Here is a 19,257-nt window from a genome sequence, read left to right as displayed (position 1 = left end):
TCTAGTTTATAACCAGAAATTACTATCAAGGAAGCAACAACTCATATGGATCAAACAATCGTCAATGCTGTGGATCAAACCATTACGTCTCGTCATTCAGTTCGTGCCTTTTTGACTACTCCTATAGATCAAGAAACCTTGAAAGATATTTTAACGGTTGCCAGCCGTGCACCTTCTGGCACCAATACCCAGCCCTGGAAAGTGTATGTGGTCACAGGTCAAAAGCGTAATGAACTGGTCAAGCAAGTGTGTCAGGCGCAGATGGAGATTTATCAAAATCCAGCGCTAGCGGAACAGTATAAAGAAACCTTCTCTTATTATCCGGAACAATGGCTGTCACCTTTTATCGACCGTCGCCGTGAAAATGGCTGGGGGCTGTATGGCTTGTTGAATATTCAGAAAGGCGAAAAAGAGAAAATGGCGCGCCAGCAGCTACGCAATTTTCAATTGTTTGATGCCCCGGTGGGTCTATTCTTTACCGTACACAAATCACTCGGCATCGGTTCAAAAATGGATATTTCCATGATGATCCAGAACGTGATGCTAGCAGCCAAAGCCCGTGGACTGGATACCTGCCCTCAAGCCGCCTGGAATCATTTCCATCGTATTGTGCTCGACGTGGTTGGTGCACCAGAAGATGAAGAACTAGTGTGCGGCATGGCACTTGGCTATGCCGACCCAGACGATATTGTGAATACCTTTATTACACCACGTGTGCCAGTCGAAGACTTTGCTGTCTTTTTAAATGACGAATAACTTCAAACTTTAAATTATTGCCGTCACTGAGCTTAATCGGCTTTAGGTGACGGTAACTTCAGGCGATAAATGGTCGATGCCGCAATCCCGACAAAGATCGCCATGACCAACGCCATATTGAATAAAGCATTCCACAACATAAAGTTCAGTAGAATCCCGCCAAGCAGACCGCAGGCAAACTGCATGCTGCCCATAATGGCACTGGCGGTTCCGGCACGCGCCCCTTGTTCAGACATCGCAATCGCCATAGCATTGGGTCCGGTAAAACCAATTGATGCCACCACCATAAACATAGCCATAATAACCAGGATCAGCGATTCGGTTTCAATTAATCCCAGAACCAGTAAAGCAATGACGCCACTGAGCTGCAACGTAGTACCAATTCTTAAACGGCTTAAGATTCCAAACCGATGCGCCAGCTTTTTATTCAGGGTTGAAAACAGCATAATCCCGACAGCATTGCCACCAAAGACATAGGCAAACTGCTGTTCACTCAGATGAAAATGATCCATCAGAATCGCTGAAGATGATGTGATATAACAGAACAACACTGCACTAGAAAAACAGCCAGCAAACATCGGCTTTCTAAAACTTTCATCCTGAAAAATTGCCTGATACAGGCTCATGACCTGGGTAAAGTTCAGCTGCAAACGGCGCTCTGGCTCCAGGGTTTCTTTAAAGAAGAAATGCACACATGCCAGAATTACCAGACCGAACAGCATCAGCAATACAAAAATCATATTCCATTCGAATACTAGCAATACCCAGGCACCCATACTCGGCGCTAGAATTGGGGCAATGGTGCTGACAATCATCATACTGGCAAAAGCCTGTGCTGATGACTGCATATCCAGGCGGTCACGGATTGCAGCACGTGCTATCACCACACCGACACATCCACCTAAAGCTTGCAGCACCCGTGCGGCAATTAGACTCCATTCATTTTGCGCAAATACGCAGAGTAGACTCGCCAGCACATATAAGATCAGGCCAAAGTACAGTGGGGGTTTACGTCCAATCCGGTCACTAACCGGGCCATAGACCAGCTGCCCGATCGCCAGCCCTAGAAAATAGGCCGGCAGACTGTTCGCTACCTGCTGGGTACTGACACCGAAGTCTTCCGCCATTTGCGGCAATGCCGACAAATACATATCAATAGAAAGCGGGCCAAGTGCAGTGAGGGATGCCAATAAAATAATCCAGGACATGGCATAGTTTTTATTGGTCGTGGTTGTCGACATAATGATATTTAGAATTTAAATGAGCGCTGTGCAGACAAGTTTACACAGGGCATAGTATGATTTGTGAAGCAAATTCATTTATTTTTATTGCTAAATTTTCACAAACTTATTAAGTCTTTATCTAAAGACAGTGGTATAGAAGGACGAATCTTGAAATCCTGGCTCTCTCGTTTCAAGCGAACCACCGGCAATACGACCTTTATGTATAACCTGCGGATGATCATTGCCTTTGCAGGAACTGCCTTTGTGCCTTATCTGATGGGACAGCAGTTGATGACCATTCCATTAACTTTGGGCGTGGTGGCTGCGGGTTTAAGCGATATTGATGACCGTTTCTCGGTCCGGATTCTAAATCTTCTCTACACCTATCTCGGCTTCTTCATCACTGCTGCCGCTGTTTATTTACTTTTCCCTTATCCAGTCCTGTTTGCCTTGGCGCTAATTGTATCCTGTATTGGTCTGATACTGCTCGGTTCACTGGGACGGCGTTACGCCACCATTTCCTATGGCTGTCTGGTGATCTCAGTCTATTCCATGCTTGGCGTAGAACTGTTTGATAATTGGTATACGCAGGCCGGTCTGCTGGTGATAGGTGCTGTGTGGTATGGCCTGCTTTCAACAATTAGTTTCCTGCTGTTCCCTAGCCGTCTGGCGCAGGATAATCTGGCCAAGTGCTATTCCTCACTCGGTGACTTTCTGTATGCCAAGTCAAACCTGTTTGATGTCGATATGACCTCCAGCAGTTATCAGCACAGCATGATTGAACTTTCACTTGAAAATGGCAAATTGATTGCGATTTTTAATGATATGAAAACTGCCTTGCTGACCCGACTCAAAGGTGACCGTGGTCAGAAAGATACCCGTCGCAGTTTGCAATATTATTTTATTGCTCAGGACATCCATGAACGTGCGGATTCAGCACATATTGATTATCAGAAACTGGCCAAGATTTTTGAGCACAGTGACATTCTGTTCCGCTTCCAACGCATTCTGTCGATTCAGGGCAAAGCCTGTAAGGATCTAAGTGAAAGTATTCTGCAACGCAAAACTTATAAGCATAATTCGCGCTTTAAACATGCCTTTAAAAACCTGCGTTATTCGCTCGATAAGTTACGTCAGGAACAACAATATGATGAAGTCTGGATCAATGCGCTGTTTTCTTTATATCAGAACCTGAAATCAATTGATGCACAGTTGCGTAACCTGGAAACTGAACGACATATGAAGTTCGATCGTGCTAAACAGATTGAAAACCAGCTCAAAGATGATGACTTAAAAGGCTGGGAAGATATTAAAATCCGCTTTAAGCAGCATTTAACGCCGGAATCGGTACTGTTCCGTCATGCGGTGCGCCTGTCGATCGTACTGCTGATTTCCTACATCTTTGTGCAACTGACCCAGATCCAGTATGGTTACTGGATTCTGCTCACTGCCCTGTTCGTCAGCCAACCCAACTTTAACGCCACCAAACGTCGTTTACGTCTGCGGATTGTCGGCACCTTGGTCGGAATTTTACTCGGTTATGCCATTTTGTACTTTGTGCCGTCTGTGGAAGGTCAGTTATTGCTGCTGATTCTCAGTGGTGTGCTGTTCTTCGAACTGCGCAGTAAACAATATGCACAGGCCACTGCATTTATCACCATTCTGGCCCTTATTAACTTTAACCTGGATGGCATGGGCTTTGCCGCTGCGATGCCGCGTATGATTGATACCCTGATTGGCTGTGCGGTGGCTTGGTTTGGGGTAAGTTTTATCTTCCCGGACTGGAAATTCCGTCGTCTGCCACGCTCGATCAAACGTTCTTTAAGTGCTGAAGTCGATTACCTGAGCGAAGTGATTGAACAGTATAAATCGGGACGTAACAATGGTCTGCGTTACCGGATCGTGCGCCGTGCTGCGCATAATACCGATGCTGAAGTGGCTTCTCTGATTTCGACCCTGGCGACTGAACCTGATTTTGATCCTCTGCAAAAAAGCCAGGCTTTTGAATTCCTGTGTCTGAACCACACCCTGATCAGCTATATTGCTGCATTGGGTGCACATCGTGAAAAAATTGAAGATCAGGAAATTTTAAGCCTGCTTGATCAAGCGCTTGAGGACATTCGTGGTGCATTGTTAGCGGACGAAGTGCCCGATCTCAGTGCACAAAACATGATCCAGAATATCCGTCAACGCCTGACCCATCAGCAGGATGAAGACCAGAAATCATTGATCATTTTGCAGCAACTGTCCTTAATGTTCAGTATCTTGAATCAACTCAGTCAGTTAAAGCAAAGTTTAAGCCATGAACGTGATGAACATGCGACCGAATTAGCCTCATTATAATTTGACTGATTTTGGAACAATATACTCACTGAATTGGTACAAATAATGCTAAACTTTTTGCAGTTTTAAATTTGTAAATTTCACTATGACCGCGAAAAATTTATACGCCTATACCCTACAGCCTGTGAACTATGAAGTAACAGAACAGGAACAACGCCATGCTCAGCTGATGATCTGGCGCAGTACCAATAAAATTGGCATGAAAGCCTGGCTGATTATGGGTGCTGTTGTGGCACTTTCTATTCTGGGCATTATCCTGCTCAAGAACTATTCTACGATTTTTTGCTGGGTGGCACTGGTAGGTGTGGTGCTGTACTACCTGATCCGTACCTTTGGTCTGGAATGGTATGTAAAACGCAAAATGAATGAATTTCCAGTTCAGGAAATCAAAGGTATTCGTCTAGGTGTACAACCTCATGGGATCGTGATGCGTCAGAAAATGGGGCTACAGGAAGGTGTAGGCGCGATTGGCTGGAAAGACATCTACGAATGGTATAACACACCAGATTTCATGTTGCTTAATTTCAAAGTGAAAGGTCAACAAGGTGCTTATATCCTGCCTAAACGACTGGATAGCAAGAATTTTTCGTTTGAAACGATTCGCAAGCATTTACGTGAAGAAGTCGGCGAACCGAAAGAAATCTAAAACGAACTTTCATCAAAAACCTCCTGCCCCGGTATGGAGGTTTTTTTGTATCTATAACTGTAAACGATAATGAGAATAAATATTATCCGCAAAATCCATCATTTCTGAATAATATTCCTCTATAATCAGAGCATTTTCTAACATTGCTATTTTTATCCATCGACCATGTTTAAAAAAACCTTTTTCCAGATCCACTGGTTTCTTGGAATTACTGCCGGTTTGATTCTGTCCATTATGGGCGTCACCGGTGCGATTTATTCCTATGAACAACAGATCCTGAAATGGATCAATACGGACAGCTATACCGTACAGGCACAACCTGGACCGAAACTTAGTCCGGCTGAGCTGTATCAACACTTTAAGCAGCAAGATCCTGAGATGCAGATCAACAGCGTCAGCCTGGATGCCAGTCCAACTGGCTCCAGTACGGTGAATATTGCTAAAGAAGGTGCGCGTCGTGGCTATAACATGCTGGTCAACCCGTATACAGCTGAAGTACTGCCTGAAATCAAAGGCCGTGAGTTCTTCAAGTTTGTGGAGCAATTACACCGTAACCTGACTGTGGGCCCTGTGGGTAAACAGATCACCGGTGCCTGTGTCCTGATGCTGATCTTCTTTGTTTTGTCGGGTATTTACTTACGCTGGCCAAAACGCCACTCTATCAAACAGTGGTTCTCGTTCAAGCCACAATTAAAAGGTCGTAACTTTATTTGGGATCTACATGCAGTTGCAGGAACCTGGGTCGCAATCTTTTACCTGATTCTCGCCTGTACTGGCCTCACCTGGTCATATGACTGGTGGCGTAGCGGCATGTACAAGGTCATGGGTGTAGAACGTCCGCAACCAGAAATGCAAGGTCCAGGTGGCCGTGGTGGTGAAGGACAAGGTCGTGGCGAAGCACGTGGTGAACAGCGAGCTGAAGGTCAGCGTGGCCCTCGCGCAGAAGGTGAACAAGGTCGTGCTCAAGGTGAAATGCGTGGTGAACGCCGTGAAGGACGTGGCGAAGGCGAACGTGGTCCACGAGGTGAAGGTCAACGCGAAAACCGCGGTGAAGGTCGTGGGCCAAGTGTAGATGAAGCCGTTGTACTTACTGCATTAGACAAGAGCTGGGCTGGTTTCCAGAATGAATTTAATGACAAATACTCATCAGTGACTTTTACGCTTCCCAAAAAAGCAGATGGCGAACTGAAACTAAGCTTTACTGATGTTGAAGTTCAGCACGAACGTGCACGTAATAATGCGACTTATAACTATCAGGATGCAGCATTCACATCTGTAGAAATGTATGAAGACAAAAAACTGAATGAAAAGATCATGAGCAGCATGCTACCGGTTCACCGTGGCAGCTTCTTTGGTCCAGTCTACCAGTTCTTGGTTATGCTCGCTTCCTTAACCATGCCGCTGTTCTTTGTGACCGGCTGGTTGCTGTATCTGAAACGTCGTAAACAAAAGAAACTCACCCTAGCCGCTCGTCAAGGTGCAGCAGCAGTCGATCTTGATCCAAATGCCAAACCTTGGCTGATCGCCTATGCCACACAAACCGGTGTTTCTGAACAACTGGCTTGGCGTACTGCAACTGCCCTGCAGCAAGCACGTCAACCGGCAACAGTAAAAGCAGTGCAGCAATTAACACTGGCTGATCTGCAACAGGCTGAACAGGTACTGTTTGTTGCAAGTACTTATGGGACTGGTGAAGCACCTGACCTCGCTTCTTCATTTGAGAAGAGAATTCTTTCTAGCAAAGCTGACCTCAGTCATCTTCGTTATGCGGTCTTGGCATTAGGTTCTAAAGAATATCCAGATACCTTCTGTAGCTTTGGTCACCGCATTGATCAGTGGCTGAAAAACAATGGTGCGAAGCAATTATTTGCCACTATTGACGTTGACAATGGGAACAATGAACACATCCAGCAGTGGAATGTTGCACTTGCTCAGTCGACTCAGCTCAAACTACAAGGCATGGGAATTGATAAAACCTTTGACCACTGGACACTCGTTAAACGTGAAGTACTGAATCCGGGTAGCCTGGGTGCTCCTGCCTTTAATCTAGAATTTAAACCAGAACATGAAGCGCAATGGCAAGCGGGTGATATTGCTGAAATCCAGCCGAGTAACAGTGCTGAACGTATTCAAGCCTTCTTATTGCAACAGAAGGTCACTGCTGGAAGTATGGTATCGAGTGCAAATCAGCCGATTGAACAGCTGCTTTGTGATCGTGATCTAACCGTTTCAGTCAAACCTTACGACTCTTTGGATGATTTGATCAAACAATTGCCTACCCTACCAACCCGTGAATATTCAATTGCCAGTATTCCAAGCCAGCAAGTCTTGCGTCTGGTGGTGCGTCAGCAAAAGAATGCATCAGGTGAACTGGGGCTAGGTTCAGGCTGGTTAACACAGTATGCGGCGCTTAATGCCCCAATTGCATTACGTATCCGCAGCAATGATTCGTTCCATCTGGTGGATGATAACCGTCCAATTATCTGTATTGGTAATGGTACCGGGGTCGCTGGTCTGATGAGTTTATTGCATGCCCGTAACCGTCAGGACTATAGTGAAAACTGGCTGATCTTTGGTGAACGTCAGCGTGAGCATGACTTCTTCTATCAGGAAACTCTGGAAGCTTGGCAAACTGTAGGTACGTTGAAACGTCTGGATCTGGCTTTCTCGCGTGATCAGGCTGAAAAGGTTTATGTACATCATAAACTTCGTGAAGCTGCAGACGAGCTGAAAGCTTGGATAAACAATGGTGCCGTGATTTATGTTTGCGGTAGTATTAATGGCATGGCCAGTGATGTCGATCAGGCACTAATTGATATTTTGGGTGAATCAACTGTTGATCAGTTACGTCAGGACGGTCGTTACCGCCGCGACGTGTATTAATGAATTGAACTGATTGAGAAAAACCGGGCATCTGTGCCCGGTTTTTTCTTGTCTATTCAACTGAAATATCTACAATAAAATTTAAAAATAATAGGATCATTCATGTCAGGTTTTTATAAACGCCTAAGTAGTGGCATTGTCGGGCTTGTACTGAGCGCGGATAGTCTCTGGCTACTCTCGCAAGACAAGATTCATCTTGGAATCCTGTTGCCATTGGTAATAGGCATTTTTCTGATCATTTATGCTCTATTCTTTCCCTATTTCCAGCAATGGCAACAGCAGTCCAGGCTATGTTCCAACTTATGGAAATGGTTGTGGGCTGGATTTTTTGCATGGATCGCCAGTGTCTTGATCTTTTTTGGCTATATTCAATGTAATATCAATAGTGATAATACCCAACAGCCCACCAAAGCAATTCTGGTTTTAGGCAGTGGCAGTGAAAATAACAAGCCCTCACCAACTCTACAAAAGCGCCTGGATGCTGCAGCTGAATACGCACAATTCCATCCTAAAGCTTTGATCATTATGACGGGTGGTTTAAGTTTTAAAGAGAAAACTACTGAAGCTGAAATCATGCAGGCTTATTTTAAACAAACATATCCTGCTGTTCGCAATCCGATTGAACTGGAAGCCCAAAGCACCAGTACTGAACTGAATCTGCTGAACTCTAAAAAGATTTTAAATCAGCATCAGATTAACCTAAATGACCCGATCACCATTGTGACCAGTGACTTTCATAGCATTCGTGCACGTGCTATTGCCAAGCATCAAGGCTATACGCAAGTGATTAGTATTAGCGCAGAAACCCCGCTATATATCCGCTATAACTCATGGCTACGCGAGTATTTTGCTTTTCTTAGCGGTTGGCTGCTAAATGAATACTAAAAATAGTTAGTTTAAAGATAAAATTAATGCAGTCGGATTTGGCGTGGCAATGGAATATTGCCGCTTTTAAAGATTTCCGGTTTCTGCACATAGATTTGATACAGATAATTCTTGATATCCAGCAGCATTTTTTCTGGCGCGACCAGAATATTTTGCCCTTCGGGAGTCAGATCGAGAGATACGGCCGTATTTTCTTCACGCAGGAAAGGAATCACTTTTTCAATAAAGTCTTTGAAAGTAATTTCCTGAATCTCATACTTTTCCCAATTATCTTTGATCAGCAGTTTTGCTAGACCTTTACTTTGCCAGGTTGCAAAAGCTTTTTGACCTGTTGGCGTTGCACAAAGTGCCCAGCCATCTTGATAAAGTGCGTAAATGCAGCCTTGGGCCACAATGGTTTCAATGAACTGTTTGTAAATTTGTTGAGGTTCGTAAGAAGTAGTTTGAGTTTTAGACGCGGCCTTGCGCTGATATGGATTTCTCATAGCCATGAAATCTTATAAATTATTATAGACTTAAGATTTTATGGAAAATTGAGATTTTAAGCAAGAGAGAATATGGTGGGCGCTGACGGGATCGAACCGCCGACATTCTGCTTGTAAGGCAGACGCTCTACCAACTGAGCTAAGCGCCCTGAAGAGTAAAAAATAACATCGTTATTTTTTATGATGCAAGACAAGCGAAGCGCGTAGTCTTGGACTTTGATAGCACATTTTTCACATCAGGGAATGAAAAATGGCGCAGCGGACGGGACTCGAACCCGCGACCCCCGGCGTGACAGGCCGGTATTCTAACCAACTGAACTACCGCTGCGTGTCGTATATCTTTAGAAGATATGGTGGGCGCTGACGGGATCGAACCGCCGACATTCTGCTTGTAAGGCAGACGCTCTACCAACTGAGCTAAGCGCCCTTAAAGGGTCAAACTGTTTGATTCTTAGGATGGCGCAGCGGACGGGACTCGAACCCGCGACCCCCGGCGTGACAGGCCGGTATTCTAACCAACTGAACTACCGCTGCATCACAAAAAATCTGGTGGGCGCTGACGGGATCGAACCGCCGACATTCTGCTTGTAAGGCAGACGCTCTACCAACTGAGCTAAGCGCCCTCAAAAGGTCTATCATGTAAATGGCGCAGCGGACGGGACTCGAACCCGCGACCCCCGGCGTGACAGGCCGGTATTCTAACCAACTGAACTACCGCTGCACTTACACAATGTCGCTATTGTGGCAAACGATTCATCAAGAACTTAAAGTGGCGCAGCGGACGGGACTCGAACCCGCGACCCCCGGCGTGACAGGCCGGTATTCTAACCAACTGAACTACCGCTGCACTAAAAGATCTTAACTTTGAAAGAAGCTTGGTGGGCGCTGACGGGATCGAACCGCCGACATTCTGCTTGTAAGGCAGACGCTCTACCAACTGAGCTAAGCGCCCTTTCAAATCGACTTCATCGCTTGATGAGGTGCATTATAGAGAATCTTCACAGACTGTCAAACGCTTTTCCGAATGTTTTCCACTTTTTAGGTTCGAGTGATTAAAAAATAGGTTGATCGTCAAAAAAAACAACACTTTTTGTTTATTTTTTAAGTCTATACCGAAATTTAGTGAATCTCGAACTTACATACAGCGGTATTCATCGCGAACTGGATCGTTTCTTTTTTACACCACATGGTCCAAAAGCTGCCATTTCGCCGAAATAGTATACAAAGCTTTATCTCATGACACGTTGTGATCATGTAAAAATGCATTTCTAAATTATTTTTATTCGAAAATAGGATTAATTTTCGCAATATTTTTATGTTTATGAAGAAATATAGCTACCCTAATAAGCAAATGATGGCTTCTATAATAGCTAAGAGTGGTCGAATAGCTCGTATTTAAATGTGAATGGTGAAATAAAAATCTCTTTTTACTTCCCTTCTACTCCGACTCTTGTGAAAGTTTTAAAATAAGAATCAAAGATACCCTAACAGGAATTTATTTTTCTAAAGGCTGTTCCGAGATATAAACCAGGGCTTCTTCATTTACTAAATCAAACAGCTCGATCAGATCTGTATTGCGCATACGGATACAGCCATGCGACATCGGGATTCCCATCGGTTCCGTATCTGGTGTGCCATGAATATAGATATAACGGCGGTAAGTATCGCAGCCTTCGCCACAGTTAAAGCCCTCTTCCAGACCGCTGAGCCATAAAATTCGGGTTAGAATCCAGTCACGATTGGGGAATTCTGCTGCCAGCGCTTCAGAATAAACTTCTCCTGTTGCATGACGGGCAATGAAAACACTATTTAATGGTGTATCAGCACCGATCTTTTCCGCAACCTTGTGCCAGCCTCGGGGCGTTTTGCCACTATTTTCCTCTTCCCCACTGCCATTTTTACCGGTTGAAATTGAATAGCTTTTGGCAAAGCGAGGTAAATACAGCTTCTGTGCAGCCAGATCTACAAGAATATCGGCTTGTTCTACATTCCATTGCTGCATATATTTATTCCCTTTCAGACTGTATAGGCTGTTCAGATATTGGCTTGGGTTCCGGGCGACACCATAACCAGATCGCCACAATCAGCATGGTCAGATCAGTAAAGATTTTGACAGCCAACGGCGCAGTGGTAAATAGCATGATAATGCCACTGATCAGCATCATGATACTGGCAAACCATTTGGCTTTACGTGGCACGGTACCATTGGCACGCCAGTCGCGTAAGGTGGGTCCATATTTGGGATGATTCAGCAACCATTCATCCATCTGCGGCCAGCCTTTAGAGGCAGCCCAGGCAGCCAGAATCAGAAAAACTGTTGTTGGCATGCCAGGCAAAACTGCACCTATAAAGCCCAATGTCACAAAAATGACCACCAGACTTCGCCACAACAACACTTTCATACAGCAACCCTAAGCTCGGAATTGGGGTAGTATAAAGTGTTTTTGATTATTATCCGTTGTATTTCTGCACATTTAGCTAGGACTCTTCATGCCTGTACCCTGCCTGACTCAGGATTTTATTGAACCATGGCAACAGTATCAGCATCCGCTGGTACGTCAGCTGGCATTTGCTGTTGGCAGCCCCAATATCCTATCTCAAGTGCCTACTAAACTCGAATTGGAGCACACGTTTGATTTGCATCCTGATCAAATCTGGCAACAGCATCTGGAAAATTATCACCCTCGACTATTGGAACTGGATCAAAATCCACAAGCTTTGGAAGATTTTGTTGCACAATTAAAAAGCACCCGTTTAGGTCTACGTTTTGAAATGTTAATCTGGTTCTGGCTGCTGGATGATGCCTATCATCCCTACACTCTGCTTGGACATAGCATTCAGAAAATTGATGGACCTCGCACTTTAGGTGAGCTTGATTTTCTATTGTTGAATAAAACGACTGGGCAAATCGAACACTGGGAAATTGCCTTAAAATACTATCTGGCTGAAGCAGATTTTAGCCTGCCACATTGGTATGGACTAAATCGCAGCGATACCTTAAACCGTAAGTTAAAACATTTCACTCAAAAGCAGTTTCAGTTTCAGGATGCGCTGGATTATCCAATTGATCAGCGTTTCTGTGTTTTGAAGGGACAGCTGTATTTACCCATTCATCATACTGCATCAATACCAAGCTGGGTTAACACAAGACGGCGTATGGGTAGCTGGGGCTATCAGATTCCACCACGAGAAAAAGGTTTCTATCGCCTGCAACGGCATGAATGGATCTATCCGAACCTGCATATGAGCAGTGACTATCCACAGTGGTGGACCAATGGCTTATATAAATCGGCGCTGAAGGGAGATTTCTATATGTTCCGAATACCAACCCTGATCTAAGCCATTTACGGAAAAATTTGATAACTATTACATTAATTTACCGAAGAACTATGAAAACCACATATTTTTTCGGTCGTATATTTTCTAATCTAACTCCCACATCATAATAATTTTATTATTGATAATACGGAGATGATGATGAAAAAAATTCTAGCTACTTCTTTAATCTTGGCATTTGTACTTACAGGTTGTAATACCATGAAAGGCGTTGGTAAAGATGTGTCTAAAGCTGGTGAAGCCGTGACTGGTACAGCAGAAAAAACTTCTGATGAAATCCGCCGCAACTAATCTTATTGCTTTAGTAAAAGAACCCTGTCATTGTCAGGGTTTTTTTATGTCTGTGATTCACAAGTTACCGTGTCTTCGCCTATCATAGGGCACACAATATTCTCGATTTACGAATGAATCTTATGACATCTTCCGCGACTCTCGATTTAAGCCTGCAGTTATTACGTCAGCCTTCCGTTACTCCAGTCGATCATGATTGCCAGAACATTATGGCAGAACGCTTGAAAAAGGTAGGTTTTAACATCGAATCTATGCGCTTTGAAGATGTGGACAATATCTGGGCACGTAAAGGTACAGAAGGTCCAGTGTTCTGTTTTGCGGGGCATACTGATGTCGTGCCTACAGGCAATCTGGATGCGTGGAATTCTGATCCTTTCCTGCCAGAAATTCGTGATGGCAAGCTGTATGGTCGTGGCAGTGCAGATATGAAAACTGCTTTGGCAGCGATGGTAGTGGCGACTGAGCGTTTTATTGAGAAATATCCAGATCACAAAGGTTCAATTGCTTACCTGATTACTTCTGACGAAGAAGGCCCATCAATTAATGGCACAGTGAAAGTTATCGAGACCTTGGAAGCACGTGATGAGAAAATCACCTGGTGTCTGGTGGGCGAACCTTCAAGTACCAATACACTTGGTGATATTGTCAAAAATGGTCGTCGTGGTTCATTGAATGCCAACCTAACGGTTAAGGGTAAACAAGGTCATGTTGCTTATCCACATCTGGCAGTGAATCCAATTCATACAGCCTCTAAAGCCATTGCTGAGCTGTGTGAAACCGTCTGGGATAATGGTAATGAATACTTCCCAGCGACCTCTTTCCAGATTTCAAATATCAATGCCGGTACGGGTGCTACCAATGTTGTTCCTGGTACCATGAATTTGCTGTGCAACTGGCGTTATTCAACTGAAGTAACAGCGGATGAATTAAAAGCACGTACCTTAGAAATTCTGGATCGTCATGGCGTCGATTACGATATTTCATGGACTTTATCAGGTCTGCCATTCCTGACCCCAGTAGGTGATTTGGTAAATGCAGCTAAAGATGCGATTCGGGATGTCACTGGTACTGAAACCGAACTATCCACTTCTGGCGGTACATCTGATGGTCGTTTTATTGCGCCTACAGGTGCGCAAGTACTTGAATTAGGTGTATTGAATGCAACGATTCACCAGATCAATGAGCATGTCGATATTGCCGATCTCGAGCCACTGGCTGAGATTTATGAAAAAATCCTGATTAACCTGTTGGCTAATTAAGTCAAACTGGAATGATCAAAATAAAAAAGGAACTCAATTGAGTTCCTTTTTTATCACCTTAGCTTATAGACCGACGAAGGACTGAATATGTGCCATTTGCGGAATATGGTACATCTTCTCGCCCATACGAACATATTGGAAAATTGCCGGATCTTCGACTTCTCGTTCATCATCGACAATTTCCGAAATACGTAAACGAATGGTCTTCGGCATTTCATTGCACATCAGGGCAAAGCGCTGATTGGCCTCATCCCCTTCAATGACTAACGCAACACCATTCTTACGCTCTGGATCATTCACTGCATATACTGGTAGCTGCGCATCGTGCCACTCTACAGTTTTTACCTGTGTCGCACTATCTAGTGCTGACAGGACAATGTTCTGCGGCAGCAACATCGGATCCTTACCATGACAGTCGATGATATACGCATCAATGAATCCCGTAGACACGGTAATGAGATGCTGTAGCTCCTGCTGGCTGATCTTGTCAGCCGATACGGCGTTCACCTTAGTTTGACTATTCATTCATTACCCCTGTTGAGCAGCAATTAATTCTTGAACATTGGCAAGCAGTTCCGCTTCCTGGAACGGTTTGCCCATATAGTGCGTTACGCCAAGGCTGAAGGCACGTTCACGATGCTTCTCACCCGTACGTGAGGTAATCATGATAATCGGTAAGTTGCGATGAATATCGTGGTGACGAACCAGGTTGGTCACTTCGAAACCATCCATACGTGGCATTTCGATATCTAGCAGCATCAGGTCTGGACGGACATTTTCTAGCTGTTCAATTGCATCAACACCATCTTTGGCAGTGACAATGTCATAACCCTGACGTTCTAGCAGACGCGACGTTACCTTACGTACAGTTACGGAGTCATCGACAATCATCACCAGACGGCGTGCATTACCACGACGTGACAGATCCTGTTGATCAGATACCTGTTTGATACGCTGAGTCGCCTGAACCTGACGGGCAATATTCTGTCCATCCAGAATCAGACAAACCTGACCATCACCGAGGATGGTTGCCCCTGCCACAACACCCACATTGGCAAACTGCTTACCAATTGATTTCACGACAATTTGGGCACGTGAACCCACTAATTGATCAACAAGTAACGCAATACTTTGACCACCATTACCCTTAATGAGCAGGACTGGTAAAGAATGCGCGACGTTATTCAAGCGTGGAATTGGCTGATTCGATACAAACTCAGACAGATAACGTAGTTTGTAGTTCACGCCATCAATCTTGAAGTAGTCATCCTTACTGTTGAAGTAAGTTTCTAGAGTTGCTGGTGCAATACGGACAATACGATCAATTTGCGCCAAGGAAACAGCAAATTGCTGATCGCCCGCTTTCACCATCAAGGCATCACTGACTGCTACTGTGGTCGGTACGCGAATGGTAAAGGTCGTGCCTTTGCCCAGTTCAGAACTTACCGATACGTGACCGCCCAGTGTTTTAATTTCGCTTTGCACCACGTCCAGACCAACACCACGACCAGAAATCTGGGTGACTGCTTTCGCCGTACTGAACCCTGGATGGAAAATAAACTGCAGCAGTTCTTCTGAATCTACATGTTGTTCCGCTGTGATCAAGCCTAGACTAATTGCTTTAGCACGAATATTTTCGGCATTAATCCCCTTACCATCATCACTGAAGGAGATAATGACATCCGTACCCTGACGGCTGATGTTTAAGACAATTGAACCGACTTCCGGTTTATTCAGCGCAAGGCGTTCCGCAGTATCTTCCAGACCATGGTCAATCGCGTTACGCAGCATGTGCTCGAATGGATTGACCAGACGTTCCAGAATGGTACGATCCAGTTCGCCTTCTGTATTCTGAACAATCAGTTCCGCTGGACGGTTTAACGTTGTTGAGGTTTGACGCACGATACGTTGTAAACGCGGCAACATACGATCAAACGGAACCAGACGGGTACGCATCAAGCTTTCTTGGATCTCTGCTTGAATACGTGATTGTTGCAATAACAAACCTTCGGTATCACGGATTTTCTCTGCCAGTGTGGTCTTAAAGTCCACTAAGTCCGATGCAGATTCGGCAAGAGATTTCGACAACTGATTCAGGGATGAATATTGGTCCATCTCCAATGGGTCAAAGTCAGCATAGCGTGAGTTCTCAGAACCATGCTTAGCAATAATCTGAGATTCCAGCTCGCCTTCCATTCGACGCAGCTGATCAGCCAGACGTTTGATCGCCAGCTCCATCTCGTTCAATGTGTTGCCAAGCTGACCCAGATCCATCTCGATACGCGAACGGTTAATCGCGTTCTCGCCCGACAAGTCAATCATCTTCTCAACCAGGTCAGCTGAGATTCGGATCATCTCGTTGCTGTTATCGCTGGTGGTGTTTTCAGCCCATTCACCCAGCATGTTCGGTGGCTCAGTACCATCACCCTGAACAAACTCGAATCCAGTTGTAATTTCCAGACTTTCAGTTTTGGTCAGACGCTCAGGCAATTGCGCAGTGACATCGACAAACTCAATTGCATCCAACGCTGCTTTGATTTGTTCAAAACCGCTGTAATCACGCTCAAAGATGGCTTGTGCCAGCCACTTTAATGTCTTTTGCAGCAAGCTGTCATAGACATTAGAGTTAAAGTGATGAACCGCAAACTGTTCGAATGAGCTTTCTAAACCATAAGCAATGCTTGCAATGCTTTCATTGCTGATCATGCGGGCGCCACCCTTGATACTGTGGGCAGCACGCTGAAGTTGTAGTAATAAGCTACGGTCACTACGTTGGTCGAACCATTGGTTCAGTAATTTTTCTGCATTTTCCAGAATCTCTTGTGATTCTTCTAGGAAAGTTTCTTCAACAATGGATTTCAGATCATCTTCTTCAGAAAGCGTAGATTCAGTTGGCTTAACAGTAAGTGTTTCAACAGCTGGATCTTCTTGGAACTGCTCATCTGACACAGGGATAGATTCAGCTTCAAGAATATCTACCTGCTCAAGCTCTTGAGATTCAGCAATGAACTCAGCAGATTCAGATGCATCTTCAACAATTTCTTGCTCAACACCTATAGATAATGTTGGTTCTTCTATTGTTTCAGCCACAGCAACCGGAACCGTGCTAGCTGTGCCGGCAACAAGCGACTGAATGTTTTGCAGGATGTTGATTGCTTCAGGTGCCGGGTAATCGATCTTGTCATCACGAATACTTTGAATACGATCAGACACGTTATCCTGTACCAGTCGGATGATCTGGATTAAAGCTGGCGTTACGGTTATCTGTTGACGGATCACGCGTTCATAAATGCTTTCCAGCTCATGCGCAATCGAACCGATATGCGAGGCGGTAATCATATTTGCACCACCCTTCAGGGTATGCAAATAACGCATCAGATTATTTAAAGAATTGGTATTTTCAGGCTCTTTGGACCAGGTGTTCAGGTCTTCATCAATCCCTGCCAGTAACTCATCTGCTTCTTCCAAGAAGATATCCAGCAAGTCTTCATCAAAGTCACGGTTAGCATCTTCAGAATTTTGCTGCTGATGGTCAGCTGCAATACGCTGGCTGAGACTTGTAAAATCCACAGCTATAGAGCCAGTTGACTCGACTGGTGCAGAAGCAACAGGCTCAACTGCTTCATCTGTAGTGAATACCTCAATATCTTGCTGCACGAAGGCAGACAGATCTGCTAGAAGTTTTTCAACTTCGGCATTCAGAATAACGCGTTGACCCGCAGCCAGGGTATCAAACAGGTGAATGAATTCCTGATGTGCCTGGGCAAAAAGTTCAAAAGCATAATCGCTTTCAAGCAGCACTGGTCTTGTCAGCAATGCATCATAAGCTGATTTCAATTGAGAGGCGAATTCATGGATACCAATTGAAGCACGGTTATCGGTATGTGCCATCAGCTCTGCAGCCTGCTGGCTTAAAGCTTCGATATAGGCTGGATATTCCTCAAGTACACGCTTATCAAACTCAAACTCAGCATCCAGTAACTGGTCGATATTCAGTTCAACTAGACGTGTAACCATACCTTGAGATTGATCAGCATCATGCTCTTCAGACGAGGTAAAGCCATAAGCATTCCAGACATCTTCAAAAGTGGCAGAAATCGCTGCCAGCTTTTCAGTTTTACCCTGCTTCAGCAGATGCAAATAATCGCCGATGAATTCTGAATATTGCTGTAATAGTGCTGTTTCCCTTGAAGTTGAAGCAATTTCATCCTGCACAAGCGTCTTAAATAAATTTTCTACTTTGACGCTGGCTTCACAGATCTCTTCAATCTGTGCCATAGATGAACTACCACGTAAGGTATGCAGCGCACGAATCAGGCCATTATAGTCTTGTTTGGCATTATTTTCGTGTTTCAGGAATTCATGGATCGTTGCAAGATGTTCTTCGGCTTCTTCAATAAAGATTGCGACTGTTTCTTCAAGATCTGTACGCTGTTCTTCAACTGCATCCACTTGAACAGTGAGATCAGTTTCTGTGTTGGCAGTAATCTCTGTAACTGTTGCATCTGCTTCTACAGTATCTGCAATTTCCAGACCTGTCAGCTGACCTTCAGCAGTCAGGTTGTCTGCAAGTTGCAACAGTTCTTCAAGTGCTGGCTCTGGACTCAATTGCTGTTGTAATTGTTGCCCCAAAAGAACAACTGGACGTAAATCCACGGTTAATGGCTGTACCTGTTTAAAGCATGGATACAGTACATATTGATAGATATTTAAAGTTGCTTGAGCAAACTTTTGAATGACTGGCGTTAAAGTGATTGAACCGGAAAGTACACGGTTCAAAGTATCCTCAACTGCCCAGGCGATTTCGCCTGCCTGCTTCGCACCAACCATACGCCCCGAACCTTTCAAGGTATGAAAATGGCGGCGAATGGTGGTTAATGTTTCTTGATGATCTGGTGTGGTAAACCACTGTGGCAATAAAGCATTTAACTCGACAAAGATTTCTTCAATCTCTTCGACAAATATCTCTAAAATTTCAGCATCTTGATCAAGATAACTATCTTCAGGAAGCGCTGTCGTTTCAACTAGATCTTTTAATATTTCTTTCATAGCTAAGGCTTCTTACGTTCTGCCGCCAAGAAGGGCGCTCAAACTTAATTGTGACCGTCACGCGAGACCTAACGTTTGAAGTTAAGTGCATCTTGTCGAGG

Annotated in this window: 14 protein-coding genes and 8 tRNA genes; 8 read left to right on the top strand and 14 right to left on the bottom strand. The window is 44.6% G+C overall.

The genetic code is table 11. The features are described from left to right. The first annotated feature begins 45 nt into the window (after nt 1-45). A complete protein-coding gene (locus BS636_RS08890) occupies nt 46-756 on the top strand; it encodes a nitroreductase (RefSeq protein WP_099338426.1) in 711 nt (236 codons plus the stop codon). 32 nt (nt 757-788) lie between these two features. Here the strand turns inward: BS636_RS08890 and BS636_RS08885 are convergent, their stop codons facing one another. Continuing rightward, nucleotides 789-1,997, bottom strand: a complete 1,209-nt coding sequence (locus BS636_RS08885; protein ID WP_099338425.1) for a multidrug effflux MFS transporter — start codon at nt 1,995-1,997, stop codon at nt 789-791. Between the two features lie 150 nt (nt 1,998-2,147). Between BS636_RS08885 and yccS the strand changes: the two genes are divergently transcribed. The 4 genes from yccS to BS636_RS08865 all read left to right on the top strand — a co-directional run bounded on the left by yccS (nt 2,148) and on the right by BS636_RS08865 (nt 8,736). Then, nucleotides 2,148-4,322 (top strand): YccS family putative transporter, encoded by a 2,175-nt coding sequence (yccS, locus tag BS636_RS08880; protein WP_099338424.1) that lies wholly within the window; start codon nt 2,148-2,150, stop codon nt 4,320-4,322. Between the two features lie 85 nt (nt 4,323-4,407). Next, entirely contained in the window at nt 4,408-4,968 is a 561-nt protein-coding gene (locus tag BS636_RS08875; protein ID WP_099338423.1) for a YcxB family protein, read from the top strand. A gap of 165 nt (nt 4,969-5,133) precedes the next feature. Continuing rightward, entirely contained in the window at nt 5,134-7,851 is a 2,718-nt protein-coding gene (locus tag BS636_RS08870) for a PepSY domain-containing protein (RefSeq protein WP_099338422.1), read from the top strand. Nucleotides 7,852-7,953: 102 nt separating this feature from the next. Beyond that, a complete protein-coding gene (locus BS636_RS08865) occupies nt 7,954-8,736 on the top strand; it encodes a YdcF family protein (RefSeq protein ID WP_099338421.1) in 783 nt (260 codons plus the stop codon). A 23-nt stretch (nt 8,737-8,759) separates the two neighbouring features. On the opposite strand, the gene BS636_RS08860 is transcribed toward BS636_RS08865, so the two are convergent. The 11 genes from BS636_RS08860 to BS636_RS08810 all read right to left on the bottom strand — a co-directional run bounded on the left by BS636_RS08860 (nt 8,760) and on the right by BS636_RS08810 (nt 11,623). Next, a complete protein-coding gene (locus tag BS636_RS08860; protein WP_099338420.1) occupies nt 8,760-9,221 on the bottom strand; it encodes a DUF2750 domain-containing protein in 462 nt (153 codons plus the stop codon). A 73-nt stretch (nt 9,222-9,294) separates the two neighbouring features. Further along, nucleotides 9,295-9,370 (bottom strand) — tRNA-Val (locus BS636_RS08855). Between the two features lie 102 nt (nt 9,371-9,472). Continuing rightward, nucleotides 9,473-9,549: transfer RNA gene (locus BS636_RS08850), tRNA-Asp, on the bottom strand. Nucleotides 9,550-9,572: 23 nt separating this feature from the next. Continuing rightward, nucleotides 9,573-9,648 (bottom strand) — tRNA-Val (locus BS636_RS08845). 30 nt (nt 9,649-9,678) lie between these two features. Then, nucleotides 9,679-9,755: transfer RNA gene (locus BS636_RS08840), tRNA-Asp, on the bottom strand. Nucleotides 9,756-9,768: 13 nt separating this feature from the next. After that, nucleotides 9,769-9,844, bottom strand: a tRNA-Val gene (locus BS636_RS08835). Nucleotides 9,845-9,865: 21 nt separating this feature from the next. Next, nucleotides 9,866-9,942, bottom strand: a tRNA-Asp gene (locus BS636_RS08830). A 49-nt stretch (nt 9,943-9,991) separates the two neighbouring features. After that, nucleotides 9,992-10,068 (bottom strand) — tRNA-Asp (locus BS636_RS08825). Between the two features lie 29 nt (nt 10,069-10,097). Beyond that, nucleotides 10,098-10,173 (bottom strand) — tRNA-Val (locus BS636_RS08820). Between the two features lie 543 nt (nt 10,174-10,716). Further along, nucleotides 10,717-11,223 carry a cell wall-recycling L,D-carboxypeptidase ElsL gene (gene elsL, locus BS636_RS08815; RefSeq protein ID WP_099338419.1) on the bottom strand — a complete coding sequence of 169 codons (507 nt, stop codon included), beginning with the start codon at nt 11,221-11,223 and terminating at the stop codon, nt 10,717-10,719. 4 nt (nt 11,224-11,227) lie between these two features. Continuing rightward, nucleotides 11,228-11,623, bottom strand: a complete 396-nt coding sequence (locus BS636_RS08810; RefSeq protein WP_099338418.1) for a YbaN family protein — start codon at nt 11,621-11,623, stop codon at nt 11,228-11,230. Nucleotides 11,624-11,711: 88 nt separating this feature from the next. Here BS636_RS08810 and BS636_RS08805 point away from each other — a divergent pair, with 88 nt between their 5' ends. From BS636_RS08805 to dapE, 3 genes are all read left to right on the top strand, one after another. After that, nucleotides 11,712-12,560, top strand: coding sequence for a DUF1853 family protein (locus BS636_RS08805; RefSeq protein WP_099338417.1), 849 nt, complete (start codon nt 11,712-11,714; stop codon nt 12,558-12,560). 138 nt (nt 12,561-12,698) lie between these two features. Beyond that, complete coding sequence (locus BS636_RS08800; RefSeq protein ID WP_099338416.1) at nt 12,699-12,848, top strand: entericidin A/B family lipoprotein; 150 nt, start codon at nt 12,699-12,701, stop codon at nt 12,846-12,848. A 122-nt stretch (nt 12,849-12,970) separates the two neighbouring features. Then, the gene (dapE, locus tag BS636_RS08795) at nt 12,971-14,107 is read left to right on the top strand and encodes a succinyl-diaminopimelate desuccinylase (protein ID WP_099338415.1); all 1,137 of its coding nucleotides are present in this window, start codon (nt 12,971-12,973) and stop codon (nt 14,105-14,107) included. 63 nt (nt 14,108-14,170) lie between these two features. Here the strand turns inward: dapE and BS636_RS08790 are convergent, their stop codons facing one another. Next, a complete protein-coding gene (locus BS636_RS08790; protein ID WP_099338414.1) occupies nt 14,171-14,632 on the bottom strand; it encodes a hypothetical protein in 462 nt (153 codons plus the stop codon). A 3-nt stretch (nt 14,633-14,635) separates the two neighbouring features. Beyond that, nucleotides 14,636-19,156, bottom strand: a complete 4,521-nt coding sequence (locus BS636_RS08785) for an Hpt domain-containing protein (RefSeq protein ID WP_099338413.1) — start codon at nt 19,154-19,156, stop codon at nt 14,636-14,638. Nucleotides 19,157-19,257: the final 101 nt, after the last annotated feature.

The sequence above is a fragment of the Acinetobacter sp. LoGeW2-3 genome, assembly GCF_002688565.1.
Classification (GTDB): Bacteria; Pseudomonadota; Gammaproteobacteria; order Pseudomonadales; family Moraxellaceae; genus Acinetobacter.
The sequence above is the reverse complement of the archived record's forward strand: the minus strand, read 5'-3'. Positions and strand labels throughout refer to the sequence as shown.